The sequence below is a fragment of the Bradyrhizobium genomosp. III genome, assembly GCF_000261705.1.
GTDB classification, from domain to species: Bacteria; Pseudomonadota; Alphaproteobacteria; order Rhizobiales; family Xanthobacteraceae; genus Bradyrhizobium; species Bradyrhizobium ottawaense.
Genome location: NZ_AJQF01000321.1, coordinates 11,794 through 36,387 on the forward strand (window position 1 = coordinate 11,794; position 24,594 = coordinate 36,387).

At 66.6% G+C, this 24,594-nt stretch carries 23 protein-coding genes; 19 read left to right on the top strand and 4 right to left on the bottom strand.

Annotated elements, in window-relative coordinates:
- Window positions 1-23 precede the first annotated feature (23 nt).
- A complete protein-coding gene (locus IC66_RS0126165) occupies window positions 24-2,345 on the bottom strand; it encodes a molybdopterin guanine dinucleotide-containing S/N-oxide reductase (RefSeq protein ID WP_038949647.1) in 2,322 nt (773 codons plus the stop codon).
- 203 nt (window positions 2,346-2,548) lie between these two features.
- Here IC66_RS0126165 and IC66_RS0126170 point away from each other — a divergent pair, with 203 nt between their 5' ends.
- Complete coding sequence (locus IC66_RS0126170; protein ID WP_038949648.1) at window positions 2,549-2,899, top strand: RidA family protein; 351 nt, start codon at window positions 2,549-2,551, stop codon at window positions 2,897-2,899.
- Window positions 2,900-3,055: 156 nt separating this feature from the next.
- Here IC66_RS0126170 and IC66_RS46475 read toward each other — a convergent pair whose 3' ends face one another.
- On the bottom strand, window positions 3,056-3,238 hold the full coding sequence (locus IC66_RS46475; RefSeq protein ID WP_157158098.1) for a hypothetical protein: 183 nt from the start codon (window positions 3,236-3,238) through the stop codon (window positions 3,056-3,058).
- 125 nt (window positions 3,239-3,363) lie between these two features.
- Complete coding sequence (locus IC66_RS0126180) at window positions 3,364-3,558, bottom strand: hypothetical protein (protein ID WP_038949649.1); 195 nt, start codon at window positions 3,556-3,558, stop codon at window positions 3,364-3,366.
- 87 nt (window positions 3,559-3,645) lie between these two features.
- Between IC66_RS0126180 and IC66_RS0126185 the strand changes: the two genes are divergently transcribed.
- Complete coding sequence (locus IC66_RS0126185; RefSeq protein WP_028143756.1) at window positions 3,646-4,161, top strand: YciE/YciF ferroxidase family protein; 516 nt, start codon at window positions 3,646-3,648, stop codon at window positions 4,159-4,161.
- Between the two features lie 86 nt (window positions 4,162-4,247).
- Here IC66_RS0126185 and IC66_RS0126190 read toward each other — a convergent pair whose 3' ends face one another.
- Window positions 4,248-5,105, bottom strand: coding sequence for an SDR family oxidoreductase (locus IC66_RS0126190; protein ID WP_038949650.1), 858 nt, complete (start codon window positions 5,103-5,105; stop codon window positions 4,248-4,250).
- A 233-nt stretch (window positions 5,106-5,338) separates the two neighbouring features.
- Here IC66_RS0126190 and IC66_RS0126195 point away from each other — a divergent pair, with 233 nt between their 5' ends.
- From IC66_RS0126195 to IC66_RS0126275, 17 genes are all read left to right on the top strand, one after another.
- Window positions 5,339-6,589 carry an ABC transporter substrate-binding protein gene (locus tag IC66_RS0126195; RefSeq protein WP_028143758.1) on the top strand — a complete coding sequence of 417 codons (1,251 nt, stop codon included), beginning with the start codon at window positions 5,339-5,341 and terminating at the stop codon, window positions 6,587-6,589.
- Between the two features lie 125 nt (window positions 6,590-6,714).
- Complete coding sequence (locus IC66_RS0126200; RefSeq protein ID WP_028143759.1) at window positions 6,715-7,542, top strand: helix-turn-helix transcriptional regulator; 828 nt, start codon at window positions 6,715-6,717, stop codon at window positions 7,540-7,542.
- A 458-nt stretch (window positions 7,543-8,000) separates the two neighbouring features.
- Entirely contained in the window at window positions 8,001-9,011 is a 1,011-nt protein-coding gene (locus IC66_RS0126205; protein WP_028143760.1) for a branched-chain amino acid ABC transporter permease, read from the top strand.
- A 1-nt stretch (window position 9,012) separates the two neighbouring features.
- Window positions 9,013-10,095, top strand: coding sequence for a branched-chain amino acid ABC transporter permease (locus IC66_RS0126210; RefSeq protein WP_038949651.1), 1,083 nt, complete (start codon window positions 9,013-9,015; stop codon window positions 10,093-10,095).
- Window positions 10,088-10,870, top strand: a complete 783-nt coding sequence (locus IC66_RS0126215; protein WP_028143762.1) for an ABC transporter ATP-binding protein — start codon at window positions 10,088-10,090, stop codon at window positions 10,868-10,870. The genes IC66_RS0126210 and IC66_RS0126215 overlap by 8 nt, the downstream gene beginning before the upstream one ends.
- Window positions 10,863-13,073 carry an ABC transporter permease gene (locus IC66_RS0126220; RefSeq protein ID WP_038949653.1) on the top strand — a complete coding sequence of 737 codons (2,211 nt, stop codon included), beginning with the start codon at window positions 10,863-10,865 and terminating at the stop codon, window positions 13,071-13,073. Before IC66_RS0126215 ends, IC66_RS0126220 begins: the two co-directional genes overlap by 8 nt.
- 3 nt (window positions 13,074-13,076) lie before the next feature.
- Window positions 13,077-13,910 carry a phosphoenolpyruvate hydrolase family protein gene (locus IC66_RS0126225; RefSeq protein ID WP_038949654.1) on the top strand — a complete coding sequence of 278 codons (834 nt, stop codon included), beginning with the start codon at window positions 13,077-13,079 and terminating at the stop codon, window positions 13,908-13,910.
- Window positions 13,911-13,936: 26 nt separating this feature from the next.
- Window positions 13,937-16,852, top strand: a complete 2,916-nt coding sequence (locus IC66_RS0126230) for a flotillin family protein (RefSeq protein WP_038949655.1) — start codon at window positions 13,937-13,939, stop codon at window positions 16,850-16,852.
- Between the two features lie 9 nt (window positions 16,853-16,861).
- A complete protein-coding gene (locus tag IC66_RS0126235) occupies window positions 16,862-17,299 on the top strand; it encodes an SRPBCC family protein (RefSeq protein WP_018318067.1) in 438 nt (145 codons plus the stop codon).
- A 2-nt stretch (window positions 17,300-17,301) separates the two neighbouring features.
- The gene (locus IC66_RS0126240; RefSeq protein ID WP_038949657.1) at window positions 17,302-17,745 is read left to right on the top strand and encodes an SRPBCC family protein; all 444 of its coding nucleotides are present in this window, start codon (window positions 17,302-17,304) and stop codon (window positions 17,743-17,745) included.
- 2 nt (window positions 17,746-17,747) lie between these two features.
- Window positions 17,748-18,566 (top strand): FAD binding domain-containing protein, encoded by an 819-nt coding sequence (locus IC66_RS0126245; protein WP_038949658.1) that lies wholly within the window; start codon window positions 17,748-17,750, stop codon window positions 18,564-18,566.
- A gap of 4 nt (window positions 18,567-18,570) precedes the next feature.
- Window positions 18,571-19,047: a (2Fe-2S)-binding protein gene (locus IC66_RS0126250; RefSeq protein WP_038949659.1), complete on the top strand. Its 477-nt coding sequence runs from the start codon at window positions 18,571-18,573 to the stop codon at window positions 19,045-19,047.
- An 8-nt stretch (window positions 19,048-19,055) separates the two neighbouring features.
- Window positions 19,056-20,648, top strand: coding sequence for a xanthine dehydrogenase family protein molybdopterin-binding subunit (locus IC66_RS0126255; protein WP_038949660.1), 1,593 nt, complete (start codon window positions 19,056-19,058; stop codon window positions 20,646-20,648).
- 1 nt (window position 20,649) lies between these two features.
- Window positions 20,650-21,672: a xanthine dehydrogenase family protein molybdopterin-binding subunit gene (locus tag IC66_RS0126260; protein ID WP_038949661.1), complete on the top strand. Its 1,023-nt coding sequence runs from the start codon at window positions 20,650-20,652 to the stop codon at window positions 21,670-21,672.
- Window positions 21,673-21,682: 10 nt separating this feature from the next.
- The gene (locus tag IC66_RS0126265) at window positions 21,683-22,564 is read left to right on the top strand and encodes an AAA family ATPase (RefSeq protein WP_038949662.1); all 882 of its coding nucleotides are present in this window, start codon (window positions 21,683-21,685) and stop codon (window positions 22,562-22,564) included.
- Entirely contained in the window at window positions 22,561-23,682 is a 1,122-nt protein-coding gene (locus IC66_RS0126270) for a vWA domain-containing protein (protein ID WP_038949663.1), read from the top strand. The genes IC66_RS0126265 and IC66_RS0126270 overlap by 4 nt, the downstream gene beginning before the upstream one ends.
- Window positions 23,679-24,563, top strand: a complete 885-nt coding sequence (locus IC66_RS0126275; RefSeq protein ID WP_028143773.1) for an amidohydrolase family protein — start codon at window positions 23,679-23,681, stop codon at window positions 24,561-24,563. The genes IC66_RS0126270 and IC66_RS0126275 overlap by 4 nt, the downstream gene beginning before the upstream one ends.
- Window positions 24,564-24,594 lie beyond the last annotated feature (31 nt).

Sequence of the window (24,594 nt, forward strand, 5' to 3'; positions counted from 1 at the left end):
GCAGCGTCGGGCGCACGTGAGGGCTACACCGGATCGAACGCGCGGATCGGCGGCAGATTGCCGGTGAACTTCTCCACCTCGACCACCGTCAGCTGCCCGGTGCAGCCTTGCGCGAACGACGAGGTCCCGATGTCGCGGGTGAGCACGTTCGGATTGCCGTGAACGCAGAGCGGCGCCTCGTCCTCGGGGTCCATCGGATCGTACCAGGCGCCGGTCGGAAGCTGCACCACGCCGGGCGCGATGCCGTCGGTGACGTGGACCGCGGCGAGGCACGCACCGCGATCGTTGAACAGGCGGATGATGTCGCCGTCCTTGATGCCACGCGCGTTCGCATCGCGCGGGTTCATCCGCGCGACCTCGCGGCCGCGATGTTTGGCGGCAAGCGAGTGCCCGCCGAAATCAAGCTGGCTGTGCAGGCGCGTCACCGGCTGGTTGGCGACGAGGAAGCACGGCGCCCCCGGCTTGGGCATGTCGGTCTTGTCGAGCCAGACCGGATGTCCCGGACAATCCGCATCGTTGTGCCCGGCAATCTTGGCCGAAAATATCTCGATGCGCCCGCTCGGCGTCGGCAGCGCGTGATTGACGGGATCCTCACGGAAGCGGCGCAGCCGGCCGCCGTCATCGGGCTGCTGCGGCACGACCAGGCTGCCGCGCGCCCAGAACTCGTCGAAGCGAGGGGCTTCCAGGCCGCGCTTGGCGAGCGAGGCGCGGGTCGGCTCGTAGAGATGCTCCAGCCATTGCCGCGAGGTGCGGCCCTCGGTGAAGGGTTCGCGGGCCCCCAAACGGTCGGCGAGATCGGCAAAGATATCGTAGTCGTCGCGCGAAAGCCCGAATGGCTCGGCGATCTGGTGCATGGCCACCATGAGGGGGTCGTTGCTGGAATAGCCGATGTCCTCGCGCTCGAGCGTCATCGTCGACGGCAGCACGATGTCGGCATGACGGGCGGTGGCGGTCCAGGCAAGCTCATGCACGACGAACGTATCGAGTTTCGCAAAAGCCTTGCGCAGGCGGTTGATATCCTGGTGGTGATGGAAGGGATTGCCGCCGGCCCAGTAGACCATGCGGATGTCCGGATAGGTCCGCGTCTCGCCATTGTAGCGATAGGTGCTGCCCGGCTTGAGCAGCATGTCGGCGATGCGCGCCACGGGAATGAAATCGGCGACGCCGTTGCGGCCCTGCCCCAGCGTCGGCCCCGGCACGTCGTTGACGCGGCGGCCGTAATAGCCGATGGCCCCGAGCGAATAGGCATAGCCGCCGCCGGGAAGGCCGATCTGGCCGAGGGCTGCCGCCAGCACCATGCCCATCCACACCGGCTGCTCGCCATGCTCGGCGCGCTGCAGCGAATGCGAGACGGTGATCAGCGCGCGCTTTCCGGCGAGCCGGCGCGCGAGCTTGCGGATCGTCTCCGCCTCGACGCCTGAGATCGCGGCGGCCCATTCGGCATGCTTGGCCTGCCCGTCACTCTCGCCGGTGAGGTAGCGCAGGAAGACCGGCCAACCCTCGGTGTAACGATCGAGGAAGGCCTGATCGTGCAGGCCTTCGCTGACCAGCGTGTGAACGATGCCGAGCATCAGCGCGGTATCGGTGCCGGGCACGCAGCTCATCCATTTGGCACCGGCTTCCACCGGCAGATCGTCACGCAGCGGGCTGACCAGGATGAAGTCGCAGCCGCGCCGGCTCGCCGCTGCCATCGCGCCGCGCTCGACGTGCTTGCTGATGGAGCCGCCGGCCACCATTGAGTTCTTCAGCGCCATGCCGCCGAAGGCCAGCACGATGTCGGTGGTCTCGGCGATCTGCTCCCAGGTGACATTGCGCTTGGTGATGTCCTCGTAACCCGCCAGAATCTGCGGCAGCAGCACCGAGGACGCGCCGGAGGAATAGGTGTTGACCGAGCGCACATAGCCGCCCATCGCGATGTTGAGGAAGCGATGCACCTGGCTCTGGGCGTGATGAAAGCGGCCGGCGCTCGACCAGCCATAGGAGCCGCCGAACACGGCGCCAGGCCCTCGCGTATCGCGGATGCGCGACAGCTCGTCGCCGAGGAGGTCAAGCGCCTTCTCCCAGCTCACGGAGACGAATTCGTCGCGGCCGCGGCGATCGTCGGGGCCCGGCCCGCGCTCGAGCCAGCCGCGGCGGATCGCCGGCTGGGAAATGCGCGCCTGATGGCGGAGCGCGCCGGGGAAATTGTCGATGATGCCGTTCGGATCGGGGTCGCCCGCATAAGCCCTGACCTCCAGCCCGGCCGCGCCCTGACGCGCGGAAAACACGCCCCAATGCGAGGTGTGCGGCTTGAAGCCATCCGACAGGTCGAGACCGGGATCGGGGAAGCCAATCGTATCGTCCATCATCTGATCCTTGTTCCGGTACGTGGCGGCAGTATACCGATCCCAGCCGGGATGTCGCCGAGATCAGCGCCGACAGAAACGCCGGGCTGTCGTGCGCAAGCCCGGGCTGGCAACCGTCGCCAGACCATGCGGCGGCGATTCACAGGACAATGCGCCGAAAATGTGCGATATGCCGCTCCTCTCACAGCGACAACGGACACCTCATGATCAAACGCCATTTGCCGTACGAAGGTCTGCTCCACGAAGTGGTCGAGCACAATGGCGTGCTTTACATCGGCGGCATCGTCCCGGAGGACACCAGCCTCGATATGTCGGGCCAGGCCAAGGACGTCCTCACTCAACTGACGCAGCTCTTGAAGACGCTCGGATCCGACCCAGCCAACGTCTTGCAGGTGACGATCTACATGACAGATCTCAAGGAGAAGGCTGAGTTCAACGCGGTCTGGAAACCGCACTTCGCAGAAGTTCATCTGCCGGCTCGCGCCGCAATCGGCGTGGCCGATCTCGGTCCGGGTGTCAAACTCGAGATGACCGCCATAGCTGCCGCGCAATAGTGCGGCCCAGGGATTCGCTGCTTGCTGCGTCGACGACGCGAGAGGATCCCGTCATCTCCAATCGCCAGTGCTTCGCGGTCCGTCATCGCGCCATGACTCCGTCATCGCACGATGACACAATGCGCGGTCACGGGGCGCGTCCGATTTGGAACGGCATCACTCACCTGCGCAGCAATCCACCAGCAGCTGCCAGATCCGCTGCGCCTCGCGTCTCTCGTGGCTCTCCGTCACCTTATCGGCGCCGGACTGACCATAGCCGGCGATGGTGCGCGCTTCACGCGGCGCGATCCACCGTTCCGAGATCGGGTCGTACCATTTTCCGATGTTCATCTCAGTCACGGCGATCGACTCACAAATTTTCCAACGGTCGAGCGATGCACCTCCTTGCGGCCTCATGCGAACCATCCGGCGGCGCGTCGCTCAGTTACCAATCAGCGGCGCGTATGTTGGTTCCAGTCGCTGCATCATCCCGGCCGGGCCGGATGAAGCGTACGCGGGTGCCGCTCGTGCAACAGCCGCGCGAGCTCCTCGCGCTCGGTCTCGCGCCCCTTCATGGCCGTCTCGAACAGCGCTTCCTGGATGTCGCGAGGCATGTCGCCCCACACGTCCATCGCCGCGCGGCCGAGCAGGCCCGCAAGATGATCAATTCCGTCGCTCATTCGGCCCTCCTGGTCTGCACACAGGAATGGAACAGCTGCGGCCGCGCAGCGTTCCAGTGTCATCATTGTGAAAAGGAGGCGTCTTTTATGGGATTCTTCACCAAGGACATCAAATCGATGGAAGACCTGCTGCTGCACGGGCTGCAGGACATCTATTACGCGGAGCAGCAGATCCTGAAGGCGCTGCCGAAGATGATCGACAAGGCGACCAACAGGGATCTCGTCGCCGGCCTGAAGGCTCATCTGGACGAGACCAACAAGCAGGTGGAACGGCTCAACAAGGTGTTCGCCAAGCTCGGCAAGGAGCCCAGCGGCACGCAGTGCCCCGCCATCGACGGCCTCATCGAGGAAGCCGACGCGACCGCCGGCGAGATCGAGGACAAGGCCGTGCTCGATGCCGCGATCGTGGCCAACGCGCAGGCCGTCGAGCACTACGAGATGTGCCGCTACGGCACGCTGATCGCCTGGGCGCAGGAGCTCGGCCACGACGACATCGTGCGCTTCCTCACGACCAATTTGAACGAAGAGAAGGCCGCCAACACCAAGCTGAACACGGTGGCGCTCCGCAAGGGCGTCAACGCCAAGGCGTCCAACGCCGCCTGATCGATCTGCTGGCCAGGACGTGGCGGCCCGGCCTCCGGCGCCGCCACGATCCTCGTGCTCTCAAGACGCTGACGAGGCACCTTCAATCAGATGAACGGCTTCCCGCCGGTGACGGCCAAGGTGGCCCCCGAGGTGAAGCTCGATAGCGGATCGGCCAGCATGACATAGGCGGTCGCGAGCTCGGCCGGCTGGCCGGCGCGCTGCATCGGGACCTGCTTGCCGAAATTCTTGACCCTTTCCTCCGACATCGTCGACGGGATCAGCGGCGTCCAGATCGGCCCCGGAGCCACGGCGTTGACCCGAATGCCTTTCTCGGCCAGCATCTGCGCCAGCCCACCCGTGAAATTCTGGATGGCGCCCTTGGTCGTGGCGTAAGCCAGCAAGGTCGGGTTCGGCATGTCGGAGTTCACCGACGCCGTGTTGATGATCGCAGCGCCCGGCCGCATGTGAGGCACGGCGGCCTTGGTCAGATAGAACATGGCGTGGATGTTGGTCTCGAACGTGCGCTGCCACTCCTCGTCGCTGATGTCGGCGATGTCCTTGAACGTGGCCTGGTGGGCGGCATTGTTGACGAGGATATCGATCCCACCGAGCTCCTCGACCGTGCGACGCATGATGGACCGGCAGTGCTCGGGATTGCTGATGTCGCCGGGAATCAGGATCGCCTTGCGTCCCGCTTGCTCTACCAGCGCCTTGACCTCGGCTGCATCCTCGTCCTCGTTCAGATAGGAGATGCCGATGTCCGCGCCCTCACGGGCATAGGCGATCGCGACCGCGCGGCCGATGCCGCTGTCACCACCGGTGATGAGCGCCTTCTTTCCGGCCAAACGTCCTGAGCCTCTGTAGCTCTCCTCGCCATGATCGGGGCGTGGATTCATCGCACCCGTCGAACCAGGCATCGGCTGCTGTTGCGAAGGATAAGGCGGCTTGGGGTATTCGATCATGGACAGCTCCAGCAATTCGCTCCGCTAACGGAGCCCCGCCCGAAGCGTTCCTGTGACAGCCTGTTGCACCGCGGAACCATTTGCGCCGCACCATTCAAAAATGAGACTGCCCGTCAAACCAAAGGAGGCGCTAACGGATGCACCGCATCCGACTTCGGTTAGCTTTCCCATCAAAGCCGCGGGCCTTTCGAGAGCCACGCGGCGACAAAAGACGACACACAGGGAGGAGCACAATGTCGAAATGCAGTGTGGGACTGCTCGCGCTGAGCAGCTTGTTTCTTTCAAGCGCAGCGATCGCCCAGGAAAAGATCAAGGTGGGCGTAACCGCAACCCTCGAAGGCACCTACACGGTGCTCGGCGAGGACGGCATGCGCGGCCACCAGACGGCACTCAACGTCCTCGGCAAGAAGGTCGGCGACAAGGAGCTCGAATTCATCGTCGCCTCGACCGACGCAACGCCGGACAGCGCGGTGCGCGCCGTGCGCAAGCTGATCGAGCAGGACAAGGTGCAGATCCTGCTGTCGCCGCTCTCCGGCGACGAAGGCATCGCGGTGAAGAACTTCGCAAAGACCCATCCGGAGCTGACCTTCATCAACGCAGCCTCCGGCGCGCAGGAAACCACTTATGTCGATCCTGCCCCGAACTTCTTCCGCTACAACATGGACGGCGCGCAGTGGCAGGTCGGCCTCGGCAAATACGCCTTTGAGGACAAGAAGTATCGCAAGATCGCGACCGTCGGCGAGGACTATTCCTTCATCTACACCCAGGTGTTCGGCCTCGTGCTCGAGTTCTGCGGCGCCGGCGGACAGGTCACCAACCGGCAATGGGTGCCGCTCGGCACCAAGGATTTCGCCTCGGTCATCGCCGCACTGCCCGACGACGTCGACGCGATCTATCTCGGGCTTGGCGGCGCCGATGCCGTCAACTTCCTCAACCAGTACCAGCAGGCCGGCGGCAAGGCGCATCTGATGGGCGGTTCCATCATGATCGACCAGACCATCCTGTCGTCGAAGGGCAACGCCAAGAACGCCCTGGTCGGCACCATCGCGGCGAGCGGCCAGGCCGATACCTGGGAGGATCCGGGCTGGCAGAAATTCGTGAAGGCCTATCAGGACGCCTTCCCGCCGAACAAGCGCTTCCCGAGCCCGTCACTGCTCGCCACCAACTATTACGGCTCGACCATGGCGCTGATCCTGGCGCTGCGTGAGGTCAATGGCGATCTCTCCAACAACCAGGCCAAGTACAAGGAAGCCCTCGCCAAAATCGAAATCGATGCGCCGAACGGCAAGATCAAGCTCGACTCCAACCGGCAGGCGATCGGCACCAACTTCGTCACCGAAGTCGTTGATGACGGCAAGGGCGCGCTGTTCAGCAAGGTCGTGAAGGTGATCCCGAACGTGAACCAGACGCTCGGCTACGATCCGGCCGTCTTCTCCAAGATCGGGCTGCCGAGCCGCACCGTGCCGGAATGTAAGAAATACTGACGCATCACCTCCGCGATGCACAACCCGGGGAGCGACTTGCTGACGCGGTCGCTCTCCGCTCTTGCAATCTCGTCGGCGTTGTTGAACGCTGAGCGAAAAGACAAGAACATTCGGGAGGGGAAGGCATGAGCCGTGCGCTCGCCGTCTTCCACGGCCGGTTCGGCCGGGCGACGGTTTATCAGTTGAACCGCCCTTTCAATATTCACGCCCATCGTGAAGGTCATCTGATCTTCCATGTTGGCGGCATGCCGGCATGCATCGACGTCTCCGAGGGACACCACGATCTCAACGAGACGTCCGTCGTCGCGGTCAATCCCTGGGAGCCGCATAATTTCCTGCCCGCCGATCTCGACGGCGGCGCGATCTTCTTCGTGCTCTATGTCAATGCCGAATGGTTTGCACCCGATGCCTCCGGCACCCATCGGATGCGTTTCGGCCGCACCCAGTTCCGGCGCACGCCGGCGCTGGACAAGCACATCAGGCGGACGGCCGCGCTCGTGTGCGGCGCACCATCGCTCTCCAGCCTCGATTCCGAGCTGCGGCGGCTGATCGACATCTGCTACGACGAAAGCTGGCAGCAGGCCGAGATCGCGCGCGATCCACGCGCAAACGGCTCCGTCACCGATTTCCGCGTGCGCAAATGCATCAAGATGATGTCGGAGAGCCCCGGCGCCGAGATCGAGCTCGATACGATCGCGCGGGAATCCGGACTGTCGCGACCGCATTTCTACCGGCTGTTCCGCGTCCAGACCGGCGTGACGCCGAACCTCTATCTCAACACGCTGATCATGGAACATGCGCTCGAAGCGCTGGTGGCAAGCGAGACGCCGATCGCCGATATCGGCTTCGATCTCGGCTTCTCCTCGCAGAGCGGCTTCACCCGCTTCTTCGCCGCCAATGTGGGAATGGCCCCGACCGATTATCGACGCGCAGCCAAGATTTTGCGCGCCTGAGAGCGGGCCACGAAAAGATACTCACGATCAAACGTCGCCCTCGCAGCCCCGCTAGGATGCGGGCAACGCGATCCCGAAAGAGGGTCGCGAGTCCAGGGAGGACGTGCGTCCATGGCAGGGCCAGCAGCAGCCGGCAACGGCTTGCATGCCCCCTCGCCCCGCTTGCAGGGAGAGGGTTGGGGTGAACCCGCGTGCTCGGCGCGACCTCTCTCCGCACGCGCGAGCGCAATCGCACACGATCTCCTGGAGCCGCCTGAACAAGCGCCTCCTCCTTCGAGACGATCGCTGCGCGGTCTCCTCAGGATGAGGCTAATCGGCATCGACCCCGCTGAAATTGCTGCCGCATACTCTGCCCTCATCCTGAGGAGCCCGCCAAAGCGGGCGTCTCGAAGGATGGGCCGCGGAAAATCCGCTTACGATATGCCATTGCCCCGCCGCAAGCGATACGAGGCGAGAGCATGAGCCGCTTCGTCGAACGCCATCCGGCCTGGGCGCTGATCTCGATCATTGCCATTGCCGTCGGGCTGTGGCTGGTCTTCGCGGTCTGGCCGCCGGGCCTGGAAGAGGCCATTGGCCGCAAGCGCGTCTTCCTCAACGCGGTCTTCAACGGCATCACGCTCGGCGGACTCTACTTCCTCGTCGCCAGCGGCTTCACGCTGATCTTCGGCCTGATGCGCAACGTCAACCTCGCGCACGGCTCGCTCTATCTGTTCGGCGGCTATGTCGGCTACGCCATCAGCACGGCGACCGGCTCCTGGCTGCTCAGCTTCATCGTCGCCTTCATCCTCACCGCCCTGGTCGGCGTCCTGCTCCAGTTGATCGTGTTCCGCCGGATGGAGGGACAGGACCTCAGGCAGACCATGGTGACGATCGGGCTTTCGATCGTGTTCGCCGATCTCATGCTGTGGGCCTGTGGCGGCGACTTCTACCAGATCCAGACGCCGAACTGGCTGATCGGCCCCATCGAGCTGCCGCTGGTCACGGCGATCAAATCCTCGGGCGAGCCGGTCTATCTCCGATATCCCCTGGTGCGGCTGGTGATCTTCGCCGCCTCTGTCGTGATCGGCGTGGCGATGTGGCTCGCGCTCAATCGCACCCGCGCCGGCATGATCATCCGCGCCGGCGTCGACGACCGCGATATCCTCGCCGCGACCGGGGTGCGCATCCAGCTCGTCTTCGTGGCGGTGTTCGCGTTCGGCGCAGGACTTGCCGGCATCGCCGGCGTCGTCGGCGGCACCTTCCAGTCATTATCCCCGGGCGAGGACATCCGCTTCCTGCTCGCCTCCCTCGTCGTCGTGATCGTGGGCGGCATGGGCTCGATCCCCGGCGCGGCGCTCGGCGCGCTGATCATCGGCCTCGCCGAACAGCTCGGCTCGGTCTACATCCCGACCTATGCCATCGTCGTGACCTTCCTGATCATGGTGCTGGTGTTGGCGATCCGGCCGCAAGGCCTGTTGGCGAGGCGCTGACATGTCGCTCGCCCACGATGCCCGCGTTACCGTTCGCCCCGCCGATGTTGCGCAGCGCCCGGCGCGGACATGGCCGGAGATCAACAATCCCGCCGCCTGGATCGTCGCAGTCATTCTCTTGATCATGCCGTTGATCGCGAGCGGCTTCTTCCTGATCGAGATCTTCGCGACCACGCTGATTCTCGGCATCATGGCGCTCAGCCTGATGTTCCTTGCCGGCTATGGCGGCATGGTCAGCCTGATGCAGCTCACCATCGCGGGCTTCTCGGCCTACATGGTCGCCGTGTTCGGCGTCAGCGGCAACGCCAATATCAGCCTGGGCTGGCCGTGGTGGCTCGCGGTCCCCATGGCGCTGGCGCTGGCGACCGCCTTCGGCACGCTCGGCGGCGCGCTCGCGGTGCGCACCGAAGGCATCTACACCATCATGATCACGCTCGCGATCGGAGCGGCCTTCTACTATTTCACCAACCAGAACTGGGCGATCTTCAACGGCCATACCGGCATCAACACCGTGGCGACGCCGCACTTCTGGGGCGTGAACTGGCGCGCCGACATTCCCTTCTACTATATCGTGCTCGCGGTTGCCGCGCTGTGCTATTTCGCCGTCGAATATCTCTCGCGCGCTCCGTTCGGGCTCGCGCTTCAGGGCGTGCGCGACAACCCGCGCCGGATGGCGGCGCTCGGCTTCAACGTCAATGCGCATCGCGTCGCCGCCTATGCCTTCGCCTCCTTCGTGGCGGCACTCGCCGGCGTCCTCCAGGTCTGGAACTACCGCCAGATCTCGCCGGGCTCGGTCAGCGTCGGGGCCTGCATCGACGTGCTGATCATCGCCGTCGTCGGCGGCATCACCCGTCCGATCGGTCCCTTCATCGGCGCGCTGATCTTCGTGCTGCTGCGCACTTTCGCGCTCGACTTCCTTGTCAGGCTCGGCCTCGACGGCAACCGCTTCCGCCTGCTGATCGGTCTCGGTTTCCTCGCCATCGTGTTCTGGTCCTCGGACGGCGTCATCGGCCTGTGGCAGCGCTGGCGCCAGAGCCGGCGTCCTGCCGCAAATCGACCGGGCGGAGGACGCGGCCATGGATAGCGTCGCCCAACGCCTCTCGGCCGTCGGCGCCGGCGCCGCGCTGGAGCTGCGCGGCGTGACGCGGTTGTTCGGCGCGCTCGCGGCGCTGACCGACGTCACCATCACCGTGCGGCCCGGCGAACGCCGCGCCGTGCTCGGCTCCAACGGCGCCGGCAAGACCACGTTGTTCAACTGCATCACCGGCGACTTCGCGCCCTCCTCCGGCACGATCCGCTTCTTCGGCGAGGACGTCACGCATTTCCCGCCCTATGAACGCATCCGCCGCGGGCTGCGCCGGACCTACCAGATCTCGGCCTTGTTTCCCGGCCTCACCGTGCAGGACAATGTCTATCTCGCCTGCCGCGGCGTCTCGCGCGGACGCTTCTCGTTGCTGCGGCCGGGACAGAACGATGCCCTGATGCATGCGGCCGACAACCTCGTCCAGGCCGTGCATCTGGCCGCCGTGAAAGACCAGCGCGTGGCGGAGCTCGCGCACGGCCAGCAGCGCCAGCTCGAGATCGCGCTCGCGCTCGCCGGCGCCCCGCGCTTCGTCCTGTTCGACGAGCCGGCCGCGGGCCTGTCGCCGACCGAACGGGCCGAGCTGATCGAGATCCTGACCTCGCTGCCGGCGCATATCGGCTACATCATCATCGAGCACGACATGGACGTCGCCTTGCGCGTCGTCGAGAGCGTCACGATGATGCACAACGGCCGCATCTTCAAGGAGGGCCTGCCGGAGGAGATCCAGTCCGACCCCGAGGTGCAGGAGCTTTATCTCGGAGGCGGCCATGAATGAGGCCCGTCGCTCCGCCGCCGGGCTCGAGGTCCGCGGGCTCGACGTCTATTACGGGCACTCGCACGCGCTGCAAAGCGTCGACCTCACGCTCGAGAGCGGCGTGTTCTCCGTCGTCGGCCGCAACGGCATGGGCAAGACCACGCTGTGCAAGGCGATCATGGGGCTGGTCGGCGTCAGCGGCGGGTCGATCCGTGTCCGCGGCGCGGACATCACAAGGCGGCCGCCCGCCCAGATCGCCCGGCTCGGCGTCGGCTACGTACCGCAGGGGCGCCGCCTGTGGCGCTCGCTCAGCGTCGACGAGCATTTGCGGCTGGCCGGCGGCATGCGCTCCGGCGCCTGGACGGTCGAGCGCATCTACGACACCTTCCCGCGCCTTGCCGAGCGAAGGGATCACGGCGGCGGCCAGCTCTCCGGCGGCGAGCAGCAGATGCTGGCGATCTCGCGCGCGCTGCTCACCAATCCGCATTTGCTGATCATGGACGAGCCGACCGAGGGACTTGCGCCCGTCATCGTGGCGCAGGTCGAGGAGATGCTGCTGCGGCTCGGTGAGGACGGCGACATGTCCGTGCTCGTGATCGAGCAGAATATCGGGGTTGCCACCGCGGTCTCGCGCAACGTCGCCATCATGGTCAACGGCCGCATCAATCGCATCATCGACTCCGCACGACTCGCCGCCGACCGCGAGCTCCAGCAACGCCTGCTCGGCGTCGGGCTTCATGCCGAGCTCGAGCCGGATATCGAGATCTCGGCGACCGGCCCGGAAGCTAAACCTGCGCCGGCGCCGCGCCGCGACGGGCCGATCCGCATCTACGTCTCCAACCCGACGCTGCCGACGCGATGGTCGCAGCCGGTGCCGATCGCCCGCATCGAGGCCGCAGCGCGCACGCTCTCGACGCAGGTCGCGCGGCTCGACGACACCGCGCGGCGCAAGCGCGAGCCGATGGCGGCGCAAACCGCGGGCCCGCCTGTCGTCCTGGTCGTCGGCACGCTCGACACCAAGGGCCTCGAGCTGCGCTTCATCCGCGACATCATCGCCGAAACCGGCCTGCGTACGCGGCTGGTCGACGTCTCGACCAGCGGCAAGCATTCCAGCTGCGATGTCTCCGCGCAGGAGATCGCCCTCAACCACGGCCGCGGCGGTGCCGCGGTATTCGGCCCCGACCGCGGCGCGGCCGTGACCGCGATGGCCGATGCGTTCGCGAGCTGGCTACGGCGCCAGGGCAATGTCGTCGGCGTGATCACGGCGGGCGGGTCGGGCGCGGCGTCGCTGGTTGCCCCCGGGATGCGCGCGCTTCCGGTCGGCGTCCCGAAGCTGATCATCTCCTCCGTCGCATCCGGCGATGTCGGGCCCTATGTCGGCCCGGCCGACATCACCATGATGCACTCGGTCACCGACGTGCAGGGCTTGAACTCGATCTCGCGCGCGGTGCTGGCCAACGGCGCCCATGCGCTTGCCGGCATGGTCAAGGCGCGGCTGGATGCGCGCGCCGCGACGGCACGGGAGGCTGGCGGCCTGCCTTCGGTCGGCATCACCATGTTCGGCGTGACGACGCCGGCGGTGCAGAAGATCGCCGCCGAGCTGCGCGACGATTTCGAGTGCCTGGTCTTCCATGCCACCGGCGTCGGCGGCCGTTCCATGGAGAAACTCGTCGAGTCCGGCCAGCTCGCCGGCGTCATCGACCTCACCACGACGGAGGTCTGCGATCTCCTGATGGGCGGCGTGTTTCCCGCAACCGAGGACCGCTTCGGTGCGATCATCCGCACGCGTATCCCCTATGTCGGCTCGGTCGGCGCACTCGACATGGTCAATTTCGGCGCGCCCGACACCATTCCCGAGCGCTACCGCGGCCGCAAATTCCACGTCCACAATCCGCAGGTGACGTTGATGCGGACGAACGTGGAGGAGAACGAGCGCATGGGCCGCTGGATCGGCGAGCGGCTCAACCAGATGGACGGCCCGGTGCGCTTCTTCCTGCCCGAGGGCGGCGTCTCCGCGCTCGACGCGCGGGGCCAGCCGTTCTGGGATCCGGACGCCGATGCCGCGCTGTTCCGCACGCTGGAGCGCACCGTGCGGCAGACCGGCCATCGCCAGCTCATCCGCACGCCCAAGAACATCAACGATCCCGATTTCGCCGCCGCCATCGTCGGTGCGTTCCGAACCCTGTTCGGCCGCACCGGCACGCGGCGGAGACTAGCGAGGTGAGCGATGCCAAGGTTTGAACGCGCAGCACTTCTGAGGCGGTTCCGCGAGATGGCGAAGCGGGGCGAGCCGATCGTCGGCGGCGGCGCCGGCACCGGCCTGTCAGCCAAATGCGAGGAGGCCGGCGGCGTCGATCTCATCGTGATCTACAATTCCGGACGCTACCGCATGGCCGGACGCGGCTCGCTCGCGGGCCTGATGGCTTACGGCGATGCCAACGCCATCGTGCTGGAGATGGCCGGCGAAGTGCTGCCCGTGGTCACGAGGACGCCGGTGCTCGCGGGCGTCAACGGCACCGATCCGTTCCGCGACATGGACGCGTTTCTCGACCAGCTGAAGGCGCTCGGCTTCGCAGGCGTGCAGAACTTTCCGACCGTCGGCCTGATCGACGGCACCTTCCGCGCCAATCTCGAAGAGACCGGCATGTCCTACGCGCTCGAGATCGACATGATCGCCAAGGCGCACGACAAGGACATGCTGACGACGCCCTATGTGTTCAGCGAGAAGGAAGCCGCCGCGATGGCGATCGCCGGCGCCGACATCGTCGTCTGCCACATGGGGCTGACGACCGGCGGCACGATCGGCGCGCAGACCGCGTTGAAGCTGAAGGACTGTCCGGCGCAGATCGACACCTGGGCCTCCGCCGCGCTCAGCGTCAATCCCGACATCCTGGTGCTGGCGCATGGCGGCCCGATCGCGGATCCCGCCGACGCCGATTTCATCATGAAGAACACCCGCCATTGCCACGGCTTCTACGGGGCCTCCTCGATGGAACGGCTTCCCGTGGAGCGGGCGTTGACGGAGCAGGTACGTCAATTCAAGGCGATCGGCGCGCGCTAACGCCTGAAGGTTCGAGGGAGGAAAAGATGTCGGGGATGCTCGTCGGTGAATTGATCCTCTGGCTGATCGTCGCGATCGTCGTGATCGTGGTCGGCGTCTATATCGTGAACTGGCTCTATCACCGCTCCTCCAAGGAGACATCGTTCGTCCGGACCGGTTTCCTCGGCGAGCGCGTGGTGATCAATGGCGGAGCCTTCGTGCTGCCGTTCATCCACGATTACACGCCGGTCAACATGAACGTGCTGCCGATGGGTATCGTGCGCTCCCGGCAGGACGCCGTCATCACCCGCGACCGCATGCGCGTCGACATCGAGGCCGATTTCTACGTCCGCGTCCAGGCGACCCGCGCAGCGGTGTCCATCGCGGCCGCCACCCTCGGCCGCCGCACCATGGAGCCGGGGCAACTGCATGCCCTCCTCGCCGGCAAGTTCATCTCGGCGATCCGTTCAATCGCCTCCGAAATGACCCTCGAGCAGATGCACGAGCAGCGCGGCGAGTATGTCGCCCGCGTCAAGGCCAACGCGGCGGAGGCCCTCGCTCAGAACGGGCTCGAGCTGGAGTCGGTCGCCATCACCGATCTCGACCAGACCGACCTCGAATTCTTCAACCCCTCGAACCGGTTCGACGCCGAAGGCCTGACCCAGCTGATGCAGGACATCGAGGCCAAGCGGAAGCTGCGCAACGACATCGAGCAGGACTCGATGATCAAGATTCGCGCCCGCAACCTGGAGGCCGAGCGGCAGGCGCTCGAGATCGAGCGCGAGAGCGAGACCGCGCGGCTGGAGCAGGAACGCGACATCGAGATGCGCCGCGCGCTTCAGCGCACGGAAGTCGCCCGCGAACGGGCGCTGCGCGAAACCGAGGCCGAGCAGGCGCAGATCTCCGCGCGCGAAGCCATCGAGCGCGCCCGCATCGCCAACGACCAGGCGATTGCGGAAGCCCGCATCGCCTCCGAGCGCGAAACCCGCCAGAAGGAGATCGAGCGGACCCGCACCATCGAGGAAAAGGAGCTGCTGGCACGCGAGGAGATCGAGAAGACGAGGATCGCCAACCAGCGCTCGATCGACACCACGCGGATCGCATCCGAGCGCGAGGTGCGCCAGCGCGAGATCGAGCGGATGCGCACGGTCGAGGAAGCCGAGATCGCGGCGCGCGAAGCCATCGAGAAGGCGCGGATCCAGCAGGACCGCGTCGTCACCGATGCCCGCATCGCCAACGAGGAGGAAACGCGCCGCCGCGAGATCGAGCGCACCCGCGCGGTCGACGAGGCCGAGATCGCCGCCCGTGAGGCCACCGAGAAGGCCCGCATCGCCCAGACGCTGATCGTCAATGTCGAGCGCATCTCCTCGGACGAGCGCACCCGCGCGCTGGAGATCCAGCAGGTTCGCACCATCCAGGAGGCCGAGATCGAGGCGCAGCGCGCGGTCGAGGCCGCCCGCATCGCCCGCGAGCGGACGCTCGCCGCCGAGCGCATCGCCGCCGAGCAGAACACGCGGCAGCTGGAGATCGAGCGCAACCAGGCACTCGACGTCGCCGGCATTGCGGCGCGCGAGACCACCGAGGCCAGCCGGATCGCCCAGGAGGAGCGCGTGCGCTCGCTGGAGATCGCCCGCAACCGCGCCGTCGAGGAGGCCGACATCGCCTCGCGCGAGGCGATCGAGGCGGCCCGCATCGCCCAGGAGAAGGCGATCGCGGCCGAGCGCATCCAGGCCGAGCGCGATACGCGTTCGCTCGAGATCGAGCGCACCGGCGTGCTGGAGGCGGCCGAGCTGAAGCGGCGCGACGCCATCGAGCGCCAGCGCATCACGGTCGATCTGGCGCTCGAGGCCGAGCGCATCAATTCCTCCAAGAAGCGCGAGGTGCTCAACATCGAGCAGAAGAAGGCGATCGAGATCGCCGACGAGGACCGCGTCATCGCACTGTCGACCAAGAAGTCCGAGCGGATCGATGCCGATCGCCAGGTCCGGCAGGCCGAGATCGTCGCGCGCAAGGAGGTCGAGACCACGGACGTGTCGCGCGAGCAGGCGCTGGAAGCGGCCCGGATCGAGCGGCGGCGCTCGATCGAGCAGCTCGAAGTCGCCCGGGTGCAGTCGCTGCAGGAGGCCGAGATCGCCTCTCGCGAGGAGGTCGAGCGCGCGCGCATCGCATCCGACCGCGGCCTCGACGAAGCCCGCGTCGGCCGCGAGCGCGAGCTGCGCAAGCTCGAGGTCAACCGCGAGAAGGAGGTCGAGACCGTCCTGATGGAGAAGGCCATCGCCATCCATCTGAAGTCTCTCGAAGAGTCCGCCGCCAAGGCGTCGGCCGAGGAAGCGCGGATGCGCGCGACCGAAGCCACCGAGCGCGTCATTACCGCGCGCGAGAGCGAGATCGCCAAGCGGCGCAAGACGGTCGAGGTGCTGCTCGCCGAGAAACAGGCCGAGGAGACCCGGATCGCCGCGGAAGCCGAGCGCGTGCGCGCCGCCGTCGAGGCCGAAGCGCAGCGGATGCTGAACGAGGCCGAGAACGTGCTGACCGATCAGGCGCGCTACTCGCTGTTCCGCCGCAAGCTGCTCGACCGGATCGAGGGCATCGTCCGCGAGAGCGTCAAGCCGATGGAGAAGATCGAGGGCATCCGCATCCTCCAGGTCGACGGCCTCAACGGCAACGGCCACGGCGGCAATGGCGGCCGCAGCGCCACCGACGAAGTCATCGACTCCGCCCTGCGCTATCGCGTCCAAGCGCCGCTAATCGACTCGATCCTGTCGGACATCGGCGTCGAAGGCGGCAGTCTCTCCAAAATGCCGGGCCTGATCCGCGAAGCCCGTGACATGCAGGGGATCAAGGAGTCCGCGCGCAAGAGCGGCGGAGGCGGAGGTGGCGGCGACAAGCCGGCGGCCTCGCCGGCCCCCTCGGCCGAAGGTGGGGAACCGCCGGCCGAGCGCGGGCCGCGGAAGAAGAGCTGAGGTCGCGCCATGGCTCGCGTCTACGTCTCCACCGTCGTCAATGCCCGCAACGACCGCGTCTGGGCGCGGGTGCGCGATTTCAATGGCTTGCCGAACTGGCATCCGGCGATCGCCGAAAGCCGCATCGAGGGCGGCGAGCCCGCCGACAAGATCGGTTGTGTGCGAGATTTTCGCCTGCGCAACGGCGACCGCATCCGCGAGAAGCTGCTCGGCCTCTCCGACTACGACATGTTCTGCACCTATTCGATCCTGGAATCGCCGATGGGTGTCGAGAACTATGTCGCAACCCTGCGGCTCACCCCCGTCACCGACGGCGACCAGACCTTCATGGAATGGACCGCCGAATTCGACTGCGCGCCGGAGCGGGAGACCGAGCTCGTCAGCAATATCGGCGGCGGCGTGTTCCAGGGCGGATTTGATGCGCTCAAGCGCGTGTTCGGAGGCTGACCGTGCCGCATGTCGTCAAGAGCACGATCCTGGACGCACCGACCGATACGGTGTGGACCGTGCTGCGCGATTTCAACGGGCACGATCGCTGGCATCCGGTTGTCGCGACCTCGTCGATCGAACGCGCGCAGTCCTCCGACAGGATCGGCTGCATCAGGCGGTTCAAGCTCAACGACGGCTCCGAGCTGCGCGAGCAATTGCTGGCGCTGTCGGACCTGGAGCAGTCCTTCAGCTATTGCCTGCTCGACACGCCGGTGCCGATGTTCAACTACGTCGCCCATGTCAGGCTGCTGCCGGTCACCGACGGCGACCGCACCTTCTGGCACTGGGAATCCCGTTTCACCACCAAGCCGGAAGATCGGGACCGCATCACCCACATGGTCGCGGAAGACATTTACCAGGCTGGATTCGAGGCAATCCGCCGGCATCTGAGGGAGGCCGCATAGTCATGGCCGTGACAGTGAAGACGTTTGCAAGCGCCAGCGAGGCGGCGGGGGCATTGTCCTCGGACCGCAGCGCGCGCTATCTCGGCGGCGGCACGCTGGTGATGCGGGCATTGAACGAGGGCGATGTCGCGATCTCGATCGTGGTCCGCGCCAACGATCAGGCGCTGACCCGGATCGACGCCTCGGGACCGCGCATCACGCTCGGCGCCGGCGTCACCTTCGCGCGCATCCTTGCTGAGCGGGACCTCGCCTTCCTGCACGCGCCCGCCCGCTCGATCGGCGGTCCCGCCGTGCGCAACATGGGCACGGTCGGCGGCAATCTTTTTGCCAAAGCTCCCTACGGCGATTTCACCGTGGCGCTGCTGGCGCTCGATGCGACCGTCGCCGTCGCGGGCGGCTTTGGTGCCCGCGACATCCCGATCGAGGAGTTCTTGCAGGCGCGCGAACGTCAGGCCGGAACCCTTGTGCTGTCGGTCTCCTGCACCCGGCCGGCGAGCAGCGACGCGTTCCGCTATCGCAAGATCGCCCGCATCAAGCCGAAGGGCGGCTCGGTCGTCACGCTTGCCGCGCATCTGCCGATCAGCGGCGGCCGGATCGCGGGCGCTCGGATCGCGCTGGGATCGATGGCGCCGACCCAGATCCGCGCCCGCGCCGCCGAGCGCGCCCTGGAGGGCCGCTCGCTGGACGCTGCAACCATCGCGGCCGCCGCATCCGCAGCGACCGAGGGAACGTCGCCATCTGACAACGCGCTCGGCAGCGCGTGGTATCGCCGCGAGATCGTCGGCGTCCATCTGCGGCGCCTGCTGTCAGGCCAGGAATAGAGCCATGTCCAAGATACCCCTGCAATTTCGTCACAACGGCCGCGATGTCGCGATCTTCGTCGACGGCGGCACCAATCTTCTGGTGGCGCTGCGCGAGCTGATCGGCGACATGACGCCGAAATTCGGCTGCGGCCAGGGCGGCTGCGGCACGTGCAGTGTGCTTGTTGACGGCGAGCTTCATCTCTCCTGCCTGACGCTGGCGGAGACGGTGGCCGGCCGTTCCATCGAGACGCTCGACGGCATGAAGCAGGGCCCGAACCTGCACCCGCTGCAGCGCGCCTTCGCGGACCATTTCGCGGCCCAGTGCGGCTATTGCACGCCGGGCATGCTGATGGCCGCCAAGGCGCTGCTCGACCGCAATCCCTCGCCGAGCCGCGACGAGGTCATTGAAGCCATCTCCGGCAACATCTGCCGCTGCACCGGCTACGAGCCGATCATCAATGCCATCCTGGCCGCAGCGAGCGGCCGGGTCAGCGCCTGAGGTCAACCATGCTGGAACTGCGCAAGGACATTTTCGCCGACGAGCGCGACGATAACCTCAAGGAGATCGGCAAGGGCACCCAGCGCCAGGACATGCTCGGCCATGTCACGGGCACGTCGAGCTACTTCAACGATCACAAGCTGCAAGGCATGCTGCACCTGAAGGTCGTACGCTCGACCCAGGCCCATGCAAGGATCCGTCGCATCGATACCACCGAGGCCGAACGTTCGGCCGGCGTTCGCCGGATCATCCGTGGCACCGACGTGCCGGTCAATCTCAACACGCTGCTCAGCCTGATCAACTTCGGCAAGGATGACGAGCCGTCGCTGGCGGTCGACAAGGTCCGCTACAAGGGCGAGCCGATCCTCGCCATCGTCGCCGACAGCGAGCGCGAAGCGTTCGAAGCCATCGCGAGGGTCAAGGTCGACTACGAGCCGCTCCCGACTGTGTTCGATGTCGAGGACGCGCTGAAGCCCGGCGCGCCCGTGGTCAACGAGACCTATCCGAAGAACGCCTTCATCTATCACGACGTCTACGATCATCAGCGCCTGCGCTTCGGCGATGCCGATGCTGCGCTCGCCAGCGCCGACCACGTGCTGGAGCAACGCTACCAGATGTCGCCGATCGAGCACGCGCCGACCGAGACCAACGGCGCGATCGCCGCGCCCGACACCAACGGCCGCTACGTCGTCTACACCTCGACCCAGGCGCTGTTTTTCTCCGTCGACACCTGCGCCAAGATTCTGGACGTGCCCTCCAACACGTTCCACTTCATCGGCGGCACCGTTGGCGGCGGCTTCGGCGGCAAGGTGGACACGTTGACCGAGCCACTTGCGATCCTCGGCGCGATGCTGACCGGACGCCCCGTCCGCTACGTGTTCGGGCGCGAGGAGGAGATGCAGTACGGCCCGCCGCGCGGCGCCGAACGCATCTACATCAAGGACGGCGTGATGCGCGACGGCCGCATCGTCGCGCGCAAGATCCGCGCTTTTTTCGACAGCGGCGCCTATACGCGACTCTCCAGCTACGCCGCAGTGAAGTGCGCCGCCCATCTTCCAGGCCCCTACACCATCCCGAACGTCTATGGCGACGTCTATTGCGTCTTCACCAATCGCACGCCCGCGACCGCCATGCGCGGCTTCGGCGTCACCGCTATGGACTTCGCGATCGAATGCCAGATGGACAAGCTCGCAAACCTCGTCGGCATGGACCCGATGGAGTTTCGCATTCTCAACGCCTATCGCGACGGCGACATGAAGGCGCACCGGCGCGAGGCCAAGAACACCGCGCTGATCGAATGCGTTCAGGTCGCGGCCGAGAAGGCCAAATGGCCGATCCGCGACGAGTTCAGGCGCGCCTCCTCGCGCAAGGACGGCGGCGGCAGCCGCGCGGTGATCCCGCCGACCGCAACGGAGTCCCGCGCACGTCCGGCTGCGCCTGCACAGCAGCGCACGAGCTACGACCGTGCACCCGTAACCACGACACGGGAGCCGCCGCGCGATCCACCCCCGCCGGCACCGCCGCCTCCCCCACCACGCCCGGCCGCACCATCGCACGGCGCGACGCGGTTCTCGTCGGTGTTCGGCACCAGGAGACGCTGACATGACCAGGCATCGCGGACGCGGCATGGCGTCGATCAACTACCCCATCGGCATGAACCTTGGCGGCGACCCGAGCCAGGCCCTGGTTCACTCCAATCCCAGCGGCAAGTTCACGGTGGCGCTGTCGTCGATCGACCTCGGCCAGGGCATGAAATCGGTGACGCGGCAGATCTGCGCCGAGACGCTGGGCGTGCCGGTCGAGGACGTCTATGTCGACACGGCGGATTCCGACACCGGCCCGCACTGCATGGGCTCGTTCGCCTCGCGCGGCACCCACCGGGTCGGCAATGCCGTGATGGCCGCGGCGCGTGAGGCCCGCGGCGTGATGATGGAAGCGGCGGCTGAGGAGCTCGAGGTCAATGCCGCCGATCTCGAAACCGACGGCCGCGGCAATATTCACGTCAAGGGCGCGCCGCACCGTTCGATCTCGACCAAGGATGTCGCGATTGCCGCGCAGTTCAAGCAGGGCAAGACCATTTCGGGCCGCGGCATCTTTCTGGTTCCCCTTTCCAACGTCGATCCGGAGACCGGCGAGATGTCGCCGGCGACCTGCTACGCCCATGCCTGCCTCGTCGCCGAGGTCGAGGTCGACGACGAGACCGGCGATGTCGCGATGGTCCGGATGGATTCCGCCTATGAGCTCGGTCGCGCGCTGAACCCGCGTCTGGTCGAGCAGCAAGTGGTCGGCGGTGCCTGGATGGGTGTCAGCCACGCGCTCTATGAGACCCCGGAGCCCTATTATCCCGATCCCATTCACGGCCCCCGCGACTTCGTCGAATATCTGATGCCCGGCCCCGGCGACATCTGCCCGCACGATATCGCGGTGCTGGAACGTCCCGCTCCCGATGGCCCCTTTGGTGCCAAGGGCCCCGGCGAGATGTGCGCCAACCCGGTGCTACCGGCCGTCGCCAATGCGATCTTCAATGCCGTCGGCGTGCGCATCGACGACCTGCCGATCACGCCTGAAAAGGTGCTGCGCGCGATCAAGGCCCAGGGCGGCGCGCGGCCGCAGGCACGGCGCTAGAGGATCAGTCGTGGCGGTTCGCAGCAACATCGTCGGCATCGACAGCCCGGAGGCGCTGGAGAAGGCGCTGCGGGCAGCCTATTACCTGGCCGACGAGGGCCTTGCGACATCAGCCTATCTCGGTCTCGCGCTCGGCAAGCCGCTGCTGCTCGAGGGCGCACCCGGCGTCGGCAAGACGGAAGCCGCAAAAGCCATTGCCGCCGTGCTCGGCCGGCGCCTGATCCGCCTGCAATGCTACGAGGGCATCGACGCCTCTGCCGCGCTCTATGAGTGGAACTATCCGCGCCAGATGCTGGCGATCCGCCAGGCCGGCGACGAGAGCATCGACATCTATGGCGAGACGTTTCTGATCGAGCGGCCGATGCTGGCCACGCTCCGCGCGCCCGATTCCACCGTGCTGCTGATCGACGAGATCGACCGCGCCGATCAGGAGTTCGAGGCCTTCCTGCTCGAATTCCTCTCCGACTTCCAGATCTCCATTCCCGAGCGCGGCACAGTGCGCGCGGCGGAACGCCCCGTGGTCGTGCTGACGTCGAACCGGACGCGCGATCTGCACGAGGCCTTGCGCCGGCGCTGCGTCTATCACTGGATCGACTATCCGAGCGCCGAGCGTGAGGCGCGGATCATCATGATGCGTGCCTCCAGCGTTGCCGAGGCCACGGCCCGCGCCGTCGTCGCGGCCGTGGAGAAGCTGCGGCGCGAGCCGCTGAGCAAGGCGCCCGGCATTGCCGAGGCCGTCGACTGGGCCGAGGCCGCGACGCTGCTGCACAAGGGCGGCGCGCGCTGGCCGGATGCATTCAAGCGCTCGATCGGCGTGGCGCTGAAGGACGAAGAGGATCTGCATTTCATCTCGCCGCGGCTCGACGCCATGCTCGCGGAGGCGACCGCATGAGCGCCGAACTGCAGCTCCCGCGCGCCGCGCGCATCTTCGTCGCCTTCGTCCCGCTGCTGCGCGCGAACGGCTTTGCCGTCGCACCGGAGCAAACCACCACGTTCCTCGCCGCGATCGAGCTGCTCGGCCCGCGCGACATCGAGCACGTCAGGCAAGCCGCCCTCGCGACGCTGGCGCCGCCGCCCGAGCGCCGTGTGACCTTCGACCGGCTGTTCGATCTCCACTTCCGCGGCAGCGAGGCCATCGCGCGAGACGACGAGGGCGAGGACGACGAGACAGTCCGCCTCCAGGAAGAGGGCCGCGGCGACGATGCCCCCCTGCTCTCCGACGAGGCCAATGAGTCCGGCCTCACCGCGACCCGAAGCGAGGCGCTGGTCGAGCGCCGCTTTGGGGCGGCCTCGAGCACGGACGCATTGCGCCGCCTGGCGCGGGAGGCACCGCGGCGCCTGCCGCGACGGCGCGGCCATAGCCGCATGCGCGCCCGCCGCGGACCGTTTGCCGATCTCCGCCGCACCTTGCGCGACAGTGTCCGCAGCGACGGCGAGATTCTGCGGCTCGGTCACATGAAGCGGCGCCAGCGTCCGCGCAAGATGCTCCTGCTGATCGACGTCTCCGGCTCGATGAAGGGCCGCACCGAGGAGAACATGAAGCTCGCGCATGCGCTGGTGCAGGCCGCGCCCAGTGTCGAGGTCTTCACCTTCGGCACGCGGCTGACCCGCATCACCCGCCCGCTGCGACTGAAGCGCCGCGAGCAGGCCATGAACGCCGCCGCGCATCTGGTCAGCGATTGGGACGGCGGCACCCGCATCGGCGACGCACTCCAGGCCTTCCTCGCCGTGCCCCGCTTCGGCGGCTATGCGCGCGGCGCCGCCGTGATCGTCGTCTCCGACGGACTGGAGCGCGGCGAGATCGACGCGCTTCGCGACGCCGTCGCGAAATTGTCGCGGCGGGCCTGGCGCCTGAGCTGGCTGACGCCGCTGGCGACAAGCCCCGGCTTCCACCCGCAGACCGAGGCGCTCATCGCCATCGAGCGCTTCGTCGATGACCTCGTGGATGGCGGTTCGAGCGCGTCGATCGTCGCGCATATTCTGGCGCTGGGACGAAGGAGAGCGGCGTGACCGACATTGTCGACGGCCATCATCACATCTGGCGGCAGGCCGACCTGCCCTGGCTGACCGGCCCCATGCAGCCGCGCATCTTCGGACCCTATGAGCCGATCCGGCGCGACTATCCGATCCAGGAATATCTCGACGACCTCAAGGATACCGGCGTCACGCGTTCGGTCTATGTGCAAACCAACTGGGCCAACGACCGCTTCGAGGACGAGGCCGCGTGGGTGCAGCAGACTGCGGACGAACACGGCTGGCCGCACGCGATCGTCGCCTATGCCAATTTCGCCGTGGACGACGTGCGTCCGCAGCTCGATCGCCTGAAGCGCTACAAGCTGGTGCGCGGCGTGCGCATGCAGCTGCACTGGCACGAGAACCCGCTCTATCGCTTTGCCGCCCGCCCGGATCTCTGCACCGATCCGATGATCAGCCGCAACGTCGCGCGCCTCGCCGACTATGGTTGGAGCTTCGACCTGCAGGTGTTCACCCCGCAGATGCCGGATGCCGCAGCGCTGGCCGAAGCCTGCCCCGACGTGACCTTCATCCTCCAGCATGCCGGCATGCTGGAGGATCTCTCTCCTGGTGGCCGCGCCGCCTGGCGCAGCGGAATGGCCCGGCTCGCGGCCTGCGCGAACGTGGTCTCAAAGCTCTCCGGGCTCGGCACCTTCATCCATCGCAACGATCCCGCGCACATCGCCGCCGTGCTCATCGACACCGTCGCGATCTTCGGCGCCGAGCGCTGCCTGTTCGGCTCCAATTTCCCCATCGAGAAATTGTGGACCAGCTATCGCGAGCTCGTCGGCGCCTTTCGCACGGCCGCCGCGCCGTTCAGCGCGGAGCAGCAGGACGCTATCTTCAAGACGACGGCGAGGCGCGTCTACCGGCTTTGACAGACAAGAAACAGATGAGGGAGGGCAACGA

Coding starts and splice junctions, on each gene's coding strand:
- IC66_RS0126225 (WP_038949654.1), top strand. CDS start 13,077: ATGCCAAGGTTTGAACGCGCAGCACTTCTGAGGCGGTTCCGCGAGATG.
- IC66_RS0126185 (WP_028143756.1), top strand. CDS start 3,646: ATGGGATTCTTCACCAAGGACATCAAATCGATGGAAGACCTGCTGCTG.
- IC66_RS0126245 (WP_038949658.1), top strand. CDS start 17,748: ATGGCCGTGACAGTGAAGACGTTTGCAAGCGCCAGCGAGGCGGCGGGG.
- IC66_RS0126180 (WP_038949649.1), bottom strand. CDS start 3,558: ATGAGCGACGGAATTGATCATCTTGCGGGCCTGCTCGGCCGCGCGGCG.
- IC66_RS0126170 (WP_038949648.1), top strand. CDS start 2,549: ATGATCAAACGCCATTTGCCGTACGAAGGTCTGCTCCACGAAGTGGTC.
- IC66_RS0126165 (WP_038949647.1), bottom strand. CDS start 2,345: ATGGACGATACGATTGGCTTCCCCGATCCCGGTCTCGACCTGTCGGAT.
- IC66_RS0126260 (WP_038949661.1), top strand. CDS start 20,650: ATGACCAGGCATCGCGGACGCGGCATGGCGTCGATCAACTACCCCATC.
- IC66_RS0126220 (WP_038949653.1), top strand. CDS start 10,863: ATGAATGAGGCCCGTCGCTCCGCCGCCGGGCTCGAGGTCCGCGGGCTC.
- IC66_RS0126190 (WP_038949650.1), bottom strand. CDS start 5,105: ATGATCGAATACCCCAAGCCGCCTTATCCTTCGCAACAGCAGCCGATG.
- IC66_RS0126255 (WP_038949660.1), top strand. CDS start 19,056: ATGCTGGAACTGCGCAAGGACATTTTCGCCGACGAGCGCGACGATAAC.
- IC66_RS0126230 (WP_038949655.1), top strand. CDS start 13,937: ATGTCGGGGATGCTCGTCGGTGAATTGATCCTCTGGCTGATCGTCGCG.
- IC66_RS0126205 (WP_028143760.1), top strand. CDS start 8,001: ATGAGCCGCTTCGTCGAACGCCATCCGGCCTGGGCGCTGATCTCGATC.
- IC66_RS0126235 (WP_018318067.1), top strand. CDS start 16,862: ATGGCTCGCGTCTACGTCTCCACCGTCGTCAATGCCCGCAACGACCGC.
- IC66_RS0126210 (WP_038949651.1), top strand. CDS start 9,013: ATGTCGCTCGCCCACGATGCCCGCGTTACCGTTCGCCCCGCCGATGTT.
- IC66_RS0126215 (WP_028143762.1), top strand. CDS start 10,088: ATGGATAGCGTCGCCCAACGCCTCTCGGCCGTCGGCGCCGGCGCCGCG.
- IC66_RS0126195 (WP_028143758.1), top strand. CDS start 5,339: ATGTCGAAATGCAGTGTGGGACTGCTCGCGCTGAGCAGCTTGTTTCTT.
- IC66_RS0126200 (WP_028143759.1), top strand. CDS start 6,715: ATGAGCCGTGCGCTCGCCGTCTTCCACGGCCGGTTCGGCCGGGCGACG.
- IC66_RS0126250 (WP_038949659.1), top strand. CDS start 18,571: ATGTCCAAGATACCCCTGCAATTTCGTCACAACGGCCGCGATGTCGCG.
- IC66_RS0126270 (WP_038949663.1), top strand. CDS start 22,561: ATGAGCGCCGAACTGCAGCTCCCGCGCGCCGCGCGCATCTTCGTCGCC.